Annotated in this window: 13 protein-coding genes and 1 pseudogene; 11 read left to right on the forward strand and 3 right to left on the reverse strand. The window is 68.9% G+C overall.

Going from position 1 to position 14,591, the window contains the following annotated elements; genetic code table 11:
• Positions 1–2 precede the first annotated feature (2 nt).
• The 10 genes from nuoI (at position 3) to HKD39_RS05010 (ending at position 12,080) form a co-directional block, all read left to right on the forward strand.
• Complete coding sequence (nuoI, locus tag HKD39_RS04965; protein ID WP_171198703.1) at positions 3–605, forward strand: NADH-quinone oxidoreductase subunit NuoI; 603 nt, start codon at positions 3–5, stop codon at positions 603–605.
• Positions 605–1,564, forward strand: a complete 960-nt coding sequence (locus HKD39_RS04970; RefSeq protein WP_171198704.1) for an NADH-quinone oxidoreductase subunit J — start codon at positions 605–607, stop codon at positions 1,562–1,564. Before nuoI ends, HKD39_RS04970 begins: the two co-directional genes overlap by 1 nt.
• Positions 1,561–1,860 carry an NADH-quinone oxidoreductase subunit NuoK gene (gene nuoK / locus HKD39_RS04975; protein WP_171198705.1) on the forward strand — a complete coding sequence of 100 codons (300 nt, stop codon included), beginning with the start codon at positions 1,561–1,563 and terminating at the stop codon, positions 1,858–1,860. Before HKD39_RS04970 ends, nuoK begins: the two co-directional genes overlap by 4 nt.
• 8 nt (positions 1,861–1,868) lie before the next feature.
• Complete coding sequence (nuoL, locus tag HKD39_RS04980) at positions 1,869–3,836, forward strand: NADH-quinone oxidoreductase subunit L (RefSeq protein WP_171198706.1); 1,968 nt, start codon at positions 1,869–1,871, stop codon at positions 3,834–3,836.
• Positions 3,837–3,891: 55 nt separating this feature from the next.
• On the forward strand, positions 3,892–5,754 hold the full coding sequence (locus HKD39_RS04985; protein ID WP_171198707.1) for a complex I subunit 4 family protein: 1,863 nt from the start codon (positions 3,892–3,894) through the stop codon (positions 5,752–5,754).
• Positions 5,751–7,481: an NADH-quinone oxidoreductase subunit NuoN gene (gene nuoN, locus HKD39_RS04990; RefSeq protein WP_171198708.1), complete on the forward strand. Its 1,731-nt coding sequence runs from the start codon at positions 5,751–5,753 to the stop codon at positions 7,479–7,481. The genes HKD39_RS04985 and nuoN overlap by 4 nt, the downstream gene beginning before the upstream one ends.
• A gap of 240 nt (positions 7,482–7,721) precedes the next feature.
• Positions 7,722–8,699, forward strand: a complete 978-nt coding sequence (locus HKD39_RS04995; protein WP_212754085.1) for a polyprenyl synthetase family protein — start codon at positions 7,722–7,724, stop codon at positions 8,697–8,699.
• A gap of 301 nt (positions 8,700–9,000) precedes the next feature.
• Positions 9,001–10,488 carry a zinc-binding metallopeptidase family protein gene (locus HKD39_RS05000; protein WP_171198710.1) on the forward strand — a complete coding sequence of 496 codons (1,488 nt, stop codon included), beginning with the start codon at positions 9,001–9,003 and terminating at the stop codon, positions 10,486–10,488.
• Between the two features lie 219 nt (positions 10,489–10,707).
• Complete coding sequence (locus tag HKD39_RS05005; RefSeq protein ID WP_343074601.1) at positions 10,708–11,634, forward strand: sulfurtransferase; 927 nt, start codon at positions 10,708–10,710, stop codon at positions 11,632–11,634.
• Positions 11,631–12,080, forward strand: coding sequence for a SufE family protein (locus tag HKD39_RS05010; protein WP_171198712.1), 450 nt, complete (start codon positions 11,631–11,633; stop codon positions 12,078–12,080). The genes HKD39_RS05005 and HKD39_RS05010 overlap by 4 nt, the downstream gene beginning before the upstream one ends.
• Positions 12,081–12,142: 62 nt before the next feature.
• Here HKD39_RS05010 and HKD39_RS05015 read toward each other — a convergent pair whose 3' ends face one another.
• Positions 12,143–12,937 carry an SDR family oxidoreductase gene (locus HKD39_RS05015; protein WP_171198713.1) on the reverse strand — a complete coding sequence of 265 codons (795 nt, stop codon included), beginning with the start codon at positions 12,935–12,937 and terminating at the stop codon, positions 12,143–12,145.
• Between the two features lie 223 nt (positions 12,938–13,160).
• Between HKD39_RS05015 and HKD39_RS05020 the strand changes: the two genes are divergently transcribed.
• Positions 13,161–13,559, forward strand: a complete 399-nt coding sequence (locus tag HKD39_RS05020) for a cupin domain-containing protein (protein ID WP_171198714.1) — start codon at positions 13,161–13,163, stop codon at positions 13,557–13,559.
• Between the two features lie 13 nt (positions 13,560–13,572).
• Here HKD39_RS05020 and HKD39_RS05025 read toward each other — a convergent pair whose 3' ends face one another.
• On the reverse strand, positions 13,573–14,004 hold the full coding sequence (locus HKD39_RS05025) for a TA system VapC family ribonuclease toxin (RefSeq protein ID WP_171198715.1): 432 nt from the start codon (positions 14,002–14,004) through the stop codon (positions 13,573–13,575).
• Between the two features lie 190 nt (positions 14,005–14,194).
• A pseudogene (locus tag HKD39_RS20315) lies at positions 14,195–14,587 on the reverse strand (arsenate reductase ArsC); the annotation flags it as partial.
• Positions 14,588–14,591: the final 4 nt, after the last annotated feature.

Raw genomic sequence — 14,591 nt, forward strand, 5'->3', positions numbered from 1 at the left:
CCATGTCGTTTCTCGACCCGGTCAAGGGTTTCGGCGTCACCTTCGCCACCATGTTCAAGCCGGTGGTGACCGACGACTACCCGCGCAAACCGGCGGCCCCGGCCACCAGGTACCACGGCCGGCACCAGCTCAACCGGCACCCTGACGGGCTGGAGAAGTGCGTCGGCTGCGAGCTGTGCGCCTGGGCGTGCCCGGCGGATGCGATCTTCGTCGAGGGCGCCGACAACACCGAGCAGGAGCGGTACTCGCCCGGTGAGCGCTACGGCAAGAACTACCAGATCAACTACCTGCGCTGCATCGGGTGCGGGCTGTGCATCGAGGCCTGCCCGACCCGCGCGCTCAGCATGACCAACGAGTACGAGCTGGCCGACGACGACAGGCAGCGGTTGATCTACACCAAGGACATGCTGCTCGCCCCGCTGCAGCCCGGGATGGAGGCGCCACCGCATCCGCTGCGGCTCGGCGACAGCAAGGATTACTACGCGCGCGGCCCAGAGCTGTTGGCGCAGCAGGGATCAGGGCCTGCCGAGTCCGGCGCCGCCGGCGAGCCGGGAGCTGCCGGACAGCAGGGCACGGCCGGGCAGCGGCAGGAGGGGGACGCCTGATGGATCCCACCGCGGCAGCGGCGGCCACCGGCAACGGTGGCGAACTTGTTGCCTTCTGGATTCTCGGCCCGCTGGCCCTGATCGGCGCGGTCGGCATGGTGTTGGCCAGAGTTGCTGTGCACTCGGCGCTGTGGCTGGTGCTGACCATGATGTGCCTCGGGGCGATGTACATCCTCAACGGTGCGGAGTTCCTCGGCTTCGCGCAGATGATCGTCTACACCGGCGCGATCATGATGCTGTTCCTTTTCGTGCTGATGCTCACCGGCCGGGACGCCGGCGACTCGGTGATCGAACCGCTTCGGGGACAACGGGTTGCCTCCGTGGTGCTCGGCATCGGCTTCGTCGCGTTGCTGGTGACCGGGTTGCTGCGGGCCATGCAGGTGGCTCCGGAGAGCACCGGCCTGACGCAGGCGCTGGCCGGCCGCGGGCCGATCGGGTCGATCGCCGCCGTGCTGTTCACCGACTACCTTTTCCCGTTCGAACTCACCTCGGCGCTGCTGATCACGGCGGCGGTGGGGGCGATGGTGCTGGCCCACGTGCGGCGTCCGGCCAAGGAACGCCGCACCCAGCCGCAGCGGGTGCTGGCCAGGATGCGCTCCGGCCGGATGACGCCGCTGCCCGGGCCGGGTGTGTTCGCCACCTCGTCGTCCAACGCCACCCCGGCGTTGCTGCCGGACGGATCCATTGCCAAGGAATCGGTGTCGGCGTTGGTGGAACGCAGCGAGTCGGAGCGGGTGGCACGCCGGTTCGCCAGCGGACGCAGTCTGACGGTGATCGAAGCCGGCGACGCTCCGCATGTCGAGGCCGAGTCGGTGCACCTGCAGCAGCTGACCGCTGCGGCTCCTGACGACCCCGACGCGCTCGATGTCCGTGACGACCGGCCAGACCCGGACGCCCCCGGCGGCAAGGACGACCCCGGCGGCCAGGACGACCCGACGGCGCGGGGGGTGCGGCGATGACCCCGGCCCACTACCTGGTGCTGTCGGCGCTGCTGTTCGGCATCGGCGCCGTCGGAGTGCTGGTGCGCCGCAACGCGATCGTGGTGTTCATGTGCGTAGAGCTGATGCTCAACGCGGTGAACCTGTCGCTGGTCACCTTCTCCCGCATGCACGGCAACCTCGACGGCATGGTGATGGCCTTCTTCGTGATGGTGGTCGCCGCCGCTGAGGTGGTCGTCGGGCTGGCGATCATCATGTCCATCTTCCGCAGTCGACGCTCGGCGAGCGTCGACGACGCCAACCTGCTCAAGTTCTAGGGGCTGCGATGACTGGATACCCGCCGGCCACCGGCATCTCCGAACTCGCCTGGTTGCTGCTGGTGCTGCCGCTGGCCGGCGCCGTCGTGCTGCTGGTGGGGGGCAAGGTGCTCAACAAGGCCGGGCCGTTGCTGGGCTGCGCCACCGTCATTGCCTCGTTCGTTCTCGGCCTGCTGATCTTTCTCGACCGGCTCAACCTGCCGGCGGACGAGCGCACCTCGCACGTGCAGCTGTTCGACTGGATCTCGGTCGGCGACCTGCGGGTAGACCTCGGGCTGGTGCTCGACCCGTTGTCGATGACGTTCGTGCTGCTGATCACCGGGGTCGGCTCGCTGATCCACATCTACTCGATCGGCTATATGAGCCACGACCCGGACCGGCGCCGATTCTTCGCCTACCTCAACCTGTTTGTCGGCGCCATGCTGCTGCTGGTGCTCGGTGACGGCTTCGTGACGCTGTATGCCGGCTGGGAGGGTGTCGGTCTCGCGTCGTACCTGCTGATCGGTTTCTGGTCGTACAAGAGGTCCGCGGCGACGGCTGCCAAGAAGGCCTTCATCATGAACCGGGTCGGTGACGTCGGCCTGGCGATCGGCATCTTCATCATCTTCAAAGAGGTCGGAACCACCTCGTACGCAGGGGTTTTCGCCTCGGTCGGGGAGTGGGCAACCCGCTCGCCCGGCAGCCTGACGGCCGCAGCACTGCTGTTGCTGCTCGGCGCCTGCGGCAAGTCGGGGCAGGTGCCGCTGCAGGCCTGGCTGCCGGACGCGATGGAGGGCCCGACGCCGGTGTCGGCGCTGATCCACGCCGCCACCATGGTCACCGCCGGCGTCTATCTGATCTGCCGTGCGGCGCCCATCTACAACGCCTCGACCAGCGGCCAGCTGCTGGTCTGCATCGTCGGCGCCGTCACCATTTTGGTCGGCTGTATCGGCGGCTGCGCCAACGACGACATCAAGAAAGTGCTTGCCTACTCGACGGTCTCGCAGATCGGCTACATGTTCCTTGCCGCCGGTCTGGGCGCCGGCGTTTACGGGCTGGCCATCGTGCACCTGCTCACCCACGGATTCTTCAAGGCCGCGCTGTTCCTCGGCGCCGGCAGCGTGATGCACGCCATGAACGACGACGTGGACATGCGCAGGATGGGCGGGCTTGCCAGGTATATGCCGATCACCTTCGGCGTGATGTTCTGCGGGTACCTCGCCATCATCGGCTTCCCGTTCCTGTCCGGCTTCTACTCCAAGGACCCGATCATCGAGGCGGCGTTCAACGCCGGCGGGGCCAAGGGCTGGATCCTCGGGCTTGCCGCGTTGATCGGCGCCGGCATCACCGCCTTCTACATGACCAGGCTGATGCTGATGACGTTCTTCGGCGAGAGTCGTTGGAAGAAACTGCGTTCGGTGGCGGAACCGGCCGGCCGCGAGTACCACCCGCACGAGGCGCCGCTGGTGATGACCCTGCCGATGATCGTGCTGGCGATCGGCGCGCTCGGCGCCGGCGCCTTCCTTGCCATCGGCGACCGGCTGGTGGAGTTCCTCGGCAGTTCCAGCCTCGGCGAGTTCGACGAGGAAGCGGTGGCAGGGCATCTGCCGATGCCGGCCATCGTGATCACCATCCTGACCCTCGTCCTGGTGGCGGCCGGCATCCTGATCGCCTGGGTGTTCGTCGGTTCCAAGCCGGTACCGGTGACCGCCCCGGAGCGGGTCAACCCGTTGATCCGCCTGGCCCGCAACGATGTCGGCGGCAACGCCGTCAACGAGGCGCTGTTCGCCAGGCCAGGAATCACCGCCACCAAGGCGGCGGTGTTCACCGACGACCGCGGCATCGACGGCGGCGTCACCGGCGCGGCGGCCGGTCTTGCCGGCCTGGCCAGGGCTGGCCGCTTCTGGCAGAACGGATTCGTGCGTTCCTATGCGCTGAGCATGCTCGGCGGAGCCCTGCTGCTGTTCCTTGCGCTGTTGGCGGTGAACGCCGCATGACCAGCACCAGCACCGGCGGGGCGGCAGTCAACAACAACGGCAGGAGGGCAGGGCGATGACCAACAGCTACAACCCGTTGTTGTTGCTGCTGATCGGTGTCCCGCTGGTCGGCGCCATCGGCATGATGTTCGCCAAGAATCTGCCGGTGCGCACCACCAAGCTGATCGCGCTGCTGTTCTCGCTGGTGCCGCTGGCGCTGGCGGTGCTGCTGTGGGTCAACTTCAAGGCGCACGACTACCAGCCGACCCCTGCGGTCAATCCGACGCCGACGGCCACTCCGGTGGACAGTGTGGTTCCGCTGTTCTCCCAAGTGTTCTCGGTCGATTGGATCCCCGCATTCGGGATCCGCTTCTCGCTCGGCGTCGACGGCATCTCGCTGGTGATGATCGCGCTGATCGCGCTGCTGGTGCCGATCGTCATCGGCGCTTCGTGGGAGGAGAAGCTGCCGGCCGGGCGCAGCGTCGCCGGCTATCTCGGCCTGCTGCTGGCCCTGGAATCGGCGATGATCGGCGTCTTCGCCGCCACCGATGTCTTCCTGTTCTACGTGATGTTCGAGGTCATGCTGATCCCGATGTACTTCCTCATCGGGGCGTACGGCGGGGCCAGGCGAACCTATGCCGCCACCAAGTTTTTCCTGTACTCGCTGCTCGGCGGTTTGATGATGCTGGCCAGCCTGATCGGGCTGTACGTGGCCAGCGCCGATATCCGCCCGGAGGGCGGCACGCTGGACTGGGCGACGCTGCGCAGCATCGCCGACCAGATCCCGGTCGGCACCCAGATCTGGATCTTCTTCGGCTTCTTCATCGCGTTCGCCATCAAGGCGCCGCTGGTGCCACTGCACACCTGGCTGCCGGACGCCGGCGCCGAGGCGCCGGTGGGTGCCGGCACGCTGCTGGTCGGTGTCCTCGACAAGGTCGGCACCTTCGGCTTTCTGCGGATCTGTCTGCCGTTGCTGCCGGCCGCGTCGACCAAACTGGCCTGGCTGGTGCTGCTGCTGGCAAGCATCGGCATCATCTACGGCGCCATCGTCGCGGCCGGCCAGACCAACCTGAAACGTTTCGTCACCTATACATCGATCGCACACTTCGGCTTCATCGCGATGGGCTGCTTCGTGTTCACCACGCAGGCGGTGTCCGGTGCGGTGCTGTACATGGTCAACCACGGCCTGGCCACCGGGCTGCTGTTCCTGCTGGTCGGCATGCTCGCGGCCCGCGGCGGTTCGGTCAACGTCAAGGATTACGGCGGGGTGTGGAAGGTGGCGCCGATTCTCACCGGGCTGTTTCTGGTGGCTTCGATGGCGACCATCGCGGTGCCGGGCACCAACTCGTTCATCTCCGAATTCCTTGTGCTGCTCGGCAGTTTCCGCACCCAGCCGGTGTGGGCGATCATCGCCACCTGCGGCATCGTGTTGGCCGCGGTGTACATGCTGTGGATCTTCCAGCAGGTGTTCACCGGCCCGATCCGCGGGCGGGCGGTGGTCGCGACCGACCCTGGCGACGATCACCTGGCCCCGGCGCCGTCGCTCGGTGAGGTCCGCACCGACCCGCACGGCATCCCCGCCGTCGGCCCCCAGCCCGCCAGCACGGTGACGGTGACCAGCACCAGCGTCACCACCGGGGTCGACCCTGCTGCCCGCACGGTCAGCCTGTCCACCGACGTCATCACCGAGGCGGACCCGGCCGCGCGGGCCGAACCCGTTGCGGCGCCGGGACGACGGCTGCGGTTCGGTGATCTGAGCAAGCGGGAGATCGCGGTACTGAGCCCGCTGGTGGTGCTCATTATCTTCCTCGGCGTCTACCCCAAGCCCGTCCTTGACGTGATCAATCCGACCGCCGACCGGACCGTGATCGACTCAGGGCACACCGTCGGCACCGGCCTGGACGTGACCGCCGACCGAGCACAGCAGGAGGGCAAATGATCGCCGCCGTGAACAACGCCGCCGGTCTGGTCACCGCGGCCGCGGCCGACACGGTGCAGAAGATCGACGCGCCCACCGTCGACCTGCGCGCGGTGCTTCCGGTGCTGATCGTCCTCGGCGGGGCCTGCCTCGGGGTGCTGGTCGAGGCCGTGTTCCAGCGCCGGACCCGTTACCCCGTCCAGCTTTTCGTCACCCTCGCGACGCTGGTGGCGGCCGCGGTGGCCGTCGTCTGGGGCGCGGTGGACAGGCACTACGCGGTGACGTTCGCCGGGTCCATCGCCGTCGACCAGGCCAGCTACGTCAGCTGGGGAGTGATCCTGGTGCTCGCGGTGCTGTCGGTGCTGTTGATCGCCGACCGGGTGTCCGAGCCCGGCGGGGCCATCGTCGCCCAGGCCGCGGTGCGGGTCGGCTCGAAACAGGAAGCGGCGGCGGCCCGGCGGGTGCTGCCGATGCACACCGAGGTGTTCCCGCTGACCCTGTTCGCCATCGGCGGCATGCTGGTGTTCCCGGCGGCCTCGGACCTGCTGACGCTGTTCGTGGCGCTCGAGGTGCTCAGCCTGCCGCTGTACCTAATGAGCGGAATGGCCCGGCGGCGCAGGCTGATCAGCCAGGAGGCGGCGGTCAAGTACTTCCTGCTCGGCGCTTTCGCCTCGGCGATCATGTTGTACGGCATCGCGCTGCTGTACGGCTACGCCGGCGGCATCGGCTTCTCCGACATCCGCAGGGTGGCGCAGCTCGGCACCGGCTCGGATGTGTTGCTGCTGGCCGGGATTGCGCTGCTGTTCGTCGGATTGTTGTTCAAGGCGTCGGTCGGTCCGTTCCATCTCTGGACGCCGGACGTGTACCAGGGCGCGCCGACTCCGGTGACGGCTTTCATGGCCGCCTGCACCAAGGCCGCTGCGTTCGCCGCCATGATGCGGATCCTGATCGTCGCGCTCGAGCCGATGACGTGGACCTGGCGTCCGGTGTTGTGGTGGGTGGCCATCGCCTCGATGGCGATCGGCGCGATCATGGGCATCACCCAGACCGACTTCAAGCGGATGCTGGCGTACTCGTCGATCGCGCACGCCGGCTTCCTGTTGCTCGGCGTGATGGCGGTGTCGGACAAGGGTGCATCGGCGACACTGTTCTATCTGCTCACCTACGGCGTCGCCACCATCGGCGCCTTCGCCATCTTGACCATCGTCCGGCGCGCCAGCCCCGGCGCCGATCCGGACGGACCCGGCGGCGTCGGCCCCGAGGCCGGCTCCGTTGCCGACTGGGCTGGCCTGGCCAAGCGGTCGCCGCTGCTCGCTGCGTCGATGAGCCTTTTCCTGTTGTCGTTCGCCGGGATTCCGCTCACCAGCGGCTTCATCGGCAAGCTGAGCGTGTTCTCGGCGGCCGCGGCCGAGGGAATGGGCGCACTGGTGGTGGTGGCCATGGTGGCCACCGCGATCACCGCCTTCTTCTACCTGCGCATCGTTGTGCTGATGTACTTCTCCGACCCTCCGTCCGGCACGGTCACGCTGCCGTCCGGAGCGGCCGGCGGCGATGGATCCGGCGCCGCGGGGGAGTCCGCCGCCGGCGTCCTGACCGCGACTCGCACCCAGGCCCGCACGGTGGTGATCGCGCCCGGCGCGCTGACCGCCGCGGTGATCACGGTCTGCGTGATCCTGACGCTGGCGCTCGGCATCGTGCCGAGTTGGGGTCTGGACCTGACCGAGATCACCTCCGGCTTCCTGTACTGACCCGCCGTCGCGACACCCGTGATGGCCCTGCTGTTGCCGCGGCCGCGGCGGGTTGCCGAAGGCTGATCGGGTGCCGCCGAAGGCTGGTCGGGTGCTGGCGACCGGACTCGTCGGGCCGCCGCCCCGGCCATTTCGGACACTCTGCCCGCGGGTCGGCTGCGGCCCTGCTCACCCGCGCTTGCGGGGAAAGGCGGCCGGGTGTCGACCATTACAGTGAGGGGCGTGAACGCCCCTGTCGCACTGGCCGGCATCGAGCTGACCGACCCCGACCTCACCGCGCGGGTGACGTCGGGGCTTGCCCGGGTGGAGGAGCTGCTGCATCGCGAGGTGGCCAGCGAGTTCGGGTTCGTCACCGAGGCGGCGTCGCACCTGATGCAGGCCGGCGGCAAGCGATTCCGGCCGATGCTCACTCTGGTCGCTGCCGGCGTCGGCCCGAAACCGGACAGCGACGACGTGATCACCGCCGCCACCGTGGTGGAGCTGATCCACCTGGCGACGCTGTACCACGACGACGTGATGGACGAGGCCGACGTCCGCCGCGGCGCGAAGTCGGCCAACGCGCGCTGGGACAACTCGATCGCCATCCTCACCGGCGACTTCTTGTTCGCGCACGCCTCCCGGTTGGTGGCGGGGCTCGGACCCGAGGCGGTGCGGATCATCGCCGAAACCTTCGCCGAGTTGGTCACCGGGCAGACCAGGGAGACCGTCGGGCCGCGTCCGGACGAAGACCCGATCGCGCATCACCTGCGGGTGCTCGACGAGAAGACCGCGTCGCTGATCGACACCTGTGGCCGGTACGCCGGCATGTTCTCCGGCTGCAGTGACACCGAGATCGCGGCGCTGCGCCGCTTCGGCCGGGCCATCGGTATCGCGTTCCAGATCTCCGACGACATCATCGATCTCGGCTCGGCGGACTCCGGCAAGACACCGGGCACCGACCTGCGAGCCGGGGTGCCGACGCTGCCGGTGTTGTACACCCTGGCCGAGCCGGACGTCGACCCGCTGCTGCGGCAGCGGCTGGCCGGCCCGCTCACCGACGACGCCGACGTGGCCGAGACGGCGGCGCAGCTGCGCACCGGCGCCGGTATGGCCAGCACCCGGCAAACCCTCGGCAGCTATGCCACCCGGGCGCGCGCGGCGCTGGACGAGCTGCCCCCGTCACCGGCCGTCGACGCGCTCGCCGCCCTTGTGCCGTTCGTTCTCGACCGCACCCGCTGACGGCGCCCGCCACACGGGTGAACGAGGCGACGTACCGAGCACCGATCGTGTCTGATTCGTGCCGGTTTCTGTCGCTGCGTGAAGTGGTACGGCGCACTCGGCAACCAGCGCTGCAGACGCTTAGAGTAGGGCAACGTCGAGCGGCCCGATATGTCGTAAGAACGGTCGGCGGGCCCGGCGAAACGCTGGGTCACGGCCGGGCCGCTTGACGGTGGAAGCCGCTGTGCAGTCGGGAAACTCGTTGCCGCGCAACGATGCTCGCCGGTCCGGCGGAAGTGAATCACCGGTCGGAGAGTGAACGATGGGTAGGCATGCGCGCTCCGAGAATGCGCTGGACGCGGTCGGTGCGGTGCACCGGCGACTGGAAGAATGGGCAGCCATCGCCCCGGGTGGCGGTCCGGAATACCTGACCACTGAGCACAACGCCGCCAACCTGCTTGTCGCGCAATGGATGGCAGAGGCCGGGCTGGTGGTCGCCGAAGATGGTCTAGGCAACGTCATCGGGCGCCATCCCAGCGCCGGTGGCACGCCGCAACTGCTGCTCGGCGCCCACCTCGGGCAGGTCGGCGACCCGCACCAGGACGCGGTGCTCGGGCTCGCCGTGGCGATCGAGGCGATTGGCCGGCTTGGCGCTGCGTTGCCGAACCCGGCGGCCGTCGGGGTGATCGCCCTTGCCGACCCGGGCGGGGCCCGCTTCGGCCGGCCCGACCTGTCCGCGCACGCCGCGTCCGGCACGTTCGAACGCGAGTGGCTGGACCTGCAGGACTTGGACGGCATCACGGTGCGGGAGGCGGCAACGGCGTTCGCGCTCGACCCCGACCAGTTCACGGTGGAGCGGCCGGCGCCGGCCGCGTTCCTCTTCGTCGACATCGACGCCCAGCTCAGGCACGCCGTCTCCGGCCACACCCTTGGGGTCGGGCTGCTGATGGCGTCCCGCAGCACCGTCGAGGTGGAGGTTGTCGGGATCGCCTCGACGGTGGGAACGCCGGCCGGGTACCGCAGGGACGCGGTGGCTGCGGTGGCCGAGCTGATCGCGGTCGCCGAGCAACTGGGGGCCACCGGATCCGGCCGGATCGCCGTCAGCGATGTGGAGTCGTGCCCACCGGCCGGGCTGGTGCCGGGCCGGGCGCGCTTCCTGATCGACGTCTGCGAGCGCACCGACGCCGCTCAGCGGGCGAGCTGGCAGCAGCTGCTGCAACGCTGGCACCAGGTGACGCACCGGCGCGGGGTGCGGCTCTCGACCAGGGTGCAGGCGCAGACGCCGATGGCCGACTGCGCCGACTGGCTGACGGCCGCCGTCGTCGACGCGATCTCCTCGGCCGGGCAGGAGCCGATCCGGCTGGCCGGTTACGACCAGGGGGCGGTCTCCGCGTTCGCGCGCCGCGCTGATGTCGGCTGGCTCGCCCTTGCCGGGCTGGACCAGCCCGACGGGACCACCGACGGCATGCTCGGGGGCACCCCGGCAGCGGCAGCGCCGACCCGTGGGCCGATCGGCTCCGACCGGATCAGCAGCGCGGTGACGGTACTCGCCGGCGCCATGCTGCGGATCACCGCGCAGCTCAGGTCGGCCGCCCCGGTCGATCATGGGCTGATCCCGACGCAGCGATCGGGCGCGGCGCCGGGCAGCGGTACCGGCTACCGCGGCGACGGCACCGCGGGTCGGCGCGGCGCCAGCTACGAGACGGCGTCCGGGACCGTTGGCGGAAACGTGGCCGGGAACTTCGGCGGGAACTTCGCCGGGAACTTGGCTGGGAACGCAGGGAACAAGGTGGCGCCCCACGTCGGTTGACCTGGCAAGGGTGTGTTGAATAGCTGGGGTGGACGATCCGTTGCCGCACCGGCGGTGCCGGAGCAGGTTCACCGCGCCACCGCACGGCGGTGTCGACCAGCGCCACCCAGCACCGGCCGAACGGCCGGCGAACTTTCCGGAGGCCGATAGATGACCGCGCCACGATCGACGTCAAGCTCGCCCGCAAGCTCGGCGGCGGGATCACCGGAGCCAGACCCGGTGGATTCGCAACCCAACGCGACCCCGACCGACAGCGATCCGAAGATCGCCGAGTATGCCCATCCGCGGCGGCTGGTCGGCACCGAATGGCTGGCCAAGCACCTGGACGATCCGACCGTCAAGGTGGTCGAGTCCGACGAGGACGTTCTGCTCTACGACACCGGGCACATCCCCGGCGCCGTCAAGGTCGACTGGCACACCGAGCTGAACGATCCGGTGACGAGGGACTACCTGGACTCGGCGGCCTTCGCGAAGTTGATGTCCGACAAGGGGATCGGCCGCGACGACACCATCGTGGTCTACGGCGACAAATCCAATTGGTGGGCGGCCTACGCACTCTGGGTTTTCAGCCTGTTCGGCCATGCCGATGTGCGGCTGCTGGACGGCGGCAGGGCCAAGTGGCAGGCCGAGGGCAGGGAGCTCACCACCGAGCAGCCGGAGGTCGAGCCCACCGAGTACCCGGTGGTGCAGCGGGACGACTCGGCGATTCGCGCGTTCCGCTCCGACGTCGAGGCGCATCTGGTCAAAAAGGCACCATTGATCGATGTGCGCAGCCCGCAGGAGTACACCGGCGAGCGCACCCACATGCCCGACTACCCCGAGGAGGGGGCGCTGCGCGGTGGCCATATCCCTGGCGCGCAGTCGGTGCCGTGGGCCAAGGCCGCCAACGACGACGGCACCTTCAAGTCCCGCTCGGAGCTGGCCGCGCTCTACTCCGACGAGAAGGGCCTGGCGCCCGGCGACGATGTCATCGCCTATTGCCGGATCGGTGAGCGCTCCAGCCACACCTGGTTCGTGTTGTCGCACCTGCTGGGGTTCGAGCGGGTGCGCAACTACGACGGGTCGTGGACCGAGTGGGGGAACGCGGTGCGGGTGCCGATCGTCACCGGCGACGAACCGGGTGATCCGGCGGCGGCCCGCCGGTGAGCGTTCCCGCCGGCCTGCAGGAGATCGCGGACGATTTCGCGGCGCTGGGCAACAACGACAGGCTGCAGCTGCTGCTCGATTTCAGCCGGGAGCTGCCGGCGCTGCCGCAGCGCTACGCCGACCACCCTCAGCTGCTTGAGCCGGTTCCGGAATGCCAGTCGCCGATCTTCCTGCTCACCGAGGTCGCCGGCACCGGGCCGGAAGCCGTTGTGCGCCTGTACTTCTCGGCGCCGGAAGAAGCCCCGACCACCAGAGGATTCGCAGGCATTCTGCACGAGGGGCTGGACGGGCTGAGCGCCGAGGAGGTACTTGCGGTGCCGCCGGACTTCCCGCTGCGGTTGTCGCTGGAATCGGCGGTCAGCCCGCTGCGGCTGCGCGGCATGTCGGGCATGCTGGCCCGCATCCAGCGGCAGGTGCGGGAAAAGTCAACTGCCACAACTGCTTAGCCGCCTTCCCCTGAACCGACAACCGCGGCGCTGATGCTGAGGCGCTGCTGCCCAGACAGCTCTCAGGATGCGAACCGGGCAGACAGGCCGCAGTCGACCGCGAGGGTGGTGCCGGTGATGGCAGTGGCTGCCGGGCCGGCCAGGAAGCAGATCGCCGCCGCCACCTCGGCGGGTTCGACCATGCGGCGCAGCGCGTGCTGGGCGCTGAGCGACTCGGCGCTGGGGCCACCGGCGGCGGCCTGCTCGGCCAGCCACTTCTCCACCAGCCTGGTGTTGGTGTAGCCGGGGGCCACCGCATTGACCCTGATGCCGAACTTGCCGACGTCGAGGGCGAGCGAGCGGGTGAGGCCCTCCAACCCGGATTTCGCTGCGGCGTAAGGGAAATAACCTTCGTAGGTGAGCTTGGCGTGGATCGAGGTGACGTTGACGATCGCGCCGGAGCGAGCCTGCTGCATGGCAGGCAGCACCTGCTGGCAACACAACCAGGCGCCGCGCAGATCGACGGCGAAGAAGTTGTCCCAGTCGTCGTCCGTCATCGCCACCGGGTCGAAGTTGGCGTTCACCCCGGCGTTGTTGACCAGCACGCTCACCTGGCCCAGCTCGCTGGCCACCGTCGCGAAAGCCGTTGCCACCGAAGCGCGATCGGTGATGTCGCAGGTGACGGCCAGCATGCCGGGAAGTGGCTCGGCGTCGAACTCGCGGTCCAGCCCGGCGACGCCGGCGCCGGCGGCGAGCAACGCGGCGGCCGTCGCCGCGCCGATTCCGCGGGCAGCGCCGGTCACCACCGCGACCTTGCCCTGCAGGCTCCCTACGGACGGATCAGCGGTCGGTGCGGCGGCGGTATCGTCCTGCGTCACGGTGTGCTCCTGTCTGCGGTGAGAGTGCGCGGTGGGATGGCGGGCGCTGCTGTGGTGCGCTCATCCGGTCCGGTGCGGTGCGGTGCGGTGCGGTGCGGTGGGCGTCAGGCGCGCAGCATGGTCACGCTACTCACCGCGCCCGGTGTCGCGCCGAGCAGTGTCTGCGGGGGCCCGCTGGGGTGCCGCGGCGCCAGGACTGCAGTATCGGCATAGCGTGGTGGGCATGGAGCCAACAGCCGCATCGTCCGCCCAGCCGATCGACCTGCAGGAAAAATTCGCGCAGTTCTCCGACACCTGGTCGCCCAAGGTGATCGCCCGGCTCAACGACTACGAGATCAAGCTGGCGCGGCTGGACGGTGAGTTCGTCTGGCACAGCCACGCCGACACCGACGAGCTGTTCCTGGTGATCGCCGGCAACCTCACCATCCAGTTGGAACCGGCCGACGGTGGTGCCGTCGAGCTGCGCGCCGGCCAGCTGTACGTGGTGCCGCGCGGGGTGCGGCACTGCCCCAAGGCCGACGGTGAGGTGCTAGCCATGCTGATCGAGCCGGCCGGCGTGGTGAACACCGGCGACGCCGGCGGCGAGCTCACTGCGAGCTACGACGACTCGCTGGCAGGATGAGCGCCGGCACGGCTCAGCCGATCACCATCAATTGCTCGCGTTCCGCGGATGGCACCGCGCTGGTCGGGATGCTGGAGTCTAAGGTCACCAGCCGGCCGCCGTGCCGAACTGCCAGGGACAACAGGTGGACGCCCGTCAGCTGTCGTGGTCCGAGGATACGTTGCGGTGCAACAAGTTCCGGATCGAGGATGCTGACATCGTCGGCCCAGAACTGATGATCATCCGATGCGCACGAGCTGGCCAGCAACTCGATAGCGGCGGCTGTGGTGATGTTCGCCGGGTATTGAGGTTGGCTGAGGATGCGGACGAACCCGTTCTGGGTGATGGGGCAGCTGGCCCAACCTGCATCGCGGTGCTGCGCGTACCAGCTCCTGGCCGTCTGGTGGTGAGTGTGGCTCGCATCGTGCATCGCGAGCAGCACATTGACATCGAGCAGCCCCCTCACTCGCCGGATTCCTCGATCAATGTGTCGACCAACGCGGGGGAGACCACCAGCTCGCGCGCGGGGATCGTGGCGAACCCGAGGTCGTCAACGACCGGTGGTTGCCGGGTTCCGGTGAGGCCTTCGCGCGCGAGCTGCGAGATGACGGCGCCGACCGAGCGGCGCTCGCGGCGCGCTCGATGCTTGATATGCCCAGGGATGCGATGAGGTCTCGGACGCGGGCCTTGATCTGGTCGCGGATCGGTCGGACGGCGTCGATGTTCTGGCCGGCGGGGTCGGGCAGATCCCAGTCCTCATAGCGTTTTCCGGGGAAGACGGGGCAGGTGTCGCCGCAGCCCATGGTGATCACGACGTCGGAGGCCTGGACGGCGTCGGTGGTGAGGATCTTGGGGTGCTCGGTGGTGATGTCGATGCCGTCTTCGGCCATGACTGCGACGGCGATCGGGTTGATCTGGTCGGCGGGTTGGGAGCCGGCGGAGCGGACCTCGATCTGGTCGCCGGTCAGGTGGGTGAGGTAGCCGGCGGCCATCTGGGAGCGGCCGGCGTTGTGGACACAGACGAACAGCACACTGGGTTTGGACACGATGGGT

The organism is Nakamurella aerolata (assembly GCF_013002705.1).
Taxonomy (GTDB): domain Bacteria; phylum Actinomycetota; class Actinomycetes; order Mycobacteriales; family Nakamurellaceae; genus Nakamurella; species Nakamurella aerolata.

Excerpts from the sequence above, each read along its gene's own strand:
- HKD39_RS05000 (WP_171198710.1), top strand. The coding sequence starts at position 9,001 with ATGGGTAGGCATGCGCGCTCCGAGAATGCGCTGGACGCGGTCGGTGCG.
- HKD39_RS05020 (WP_171198714.1), top strand. The coding sequence starts at position 13,161 with ATGGAGCCAACAGCCGCATCGTCCGCCCAGCCGATCGACCTGCAGGAA.
- nuoN (WP_171198708.1), top strand. The coding sequence starts at position 5,751 with ATGATCGCCGCCGTGAACAACGCCGCCGGTCTGGTCACCGCGGCCGCG.
- HKD39_RS04985 (WP_171198707.1), top strand. The coding sequence starts at position 3,892 with ATGACCAACAGCTACAACCCGTTGTTGTTGCTGCTGATCGGTGTCCCG.
- nuoK (WP_171198705.1), top strand. The coding sequence starts at position 1,561 with ATGACCCCGGCCCACTACCTGGTGCTGTCGGCGCTGCTGTTCGGCATC.
- HKD39_RS04970 (WP_171198704.1), top strand. The coding sequence starts at position 605 with ATGGATCCCACCGCGGCAGCGGCGGCCACCGGCAACGGTGGCGAACTT.
- nuoI (WP_171198703.1), top strand. The coding sequence starts at position 3 with ATGTCGTTTCTCGACCCGGTCAAGGGTTTCGGCGTCACCTTCGCCACC.
- nuoL (WP_171198706.1), top strand. The coding sequence starts at position 1,869 with ATGACTGGATACCCGCCGGCCACCGGCATCTCCGAACTCGCCTGGTTG.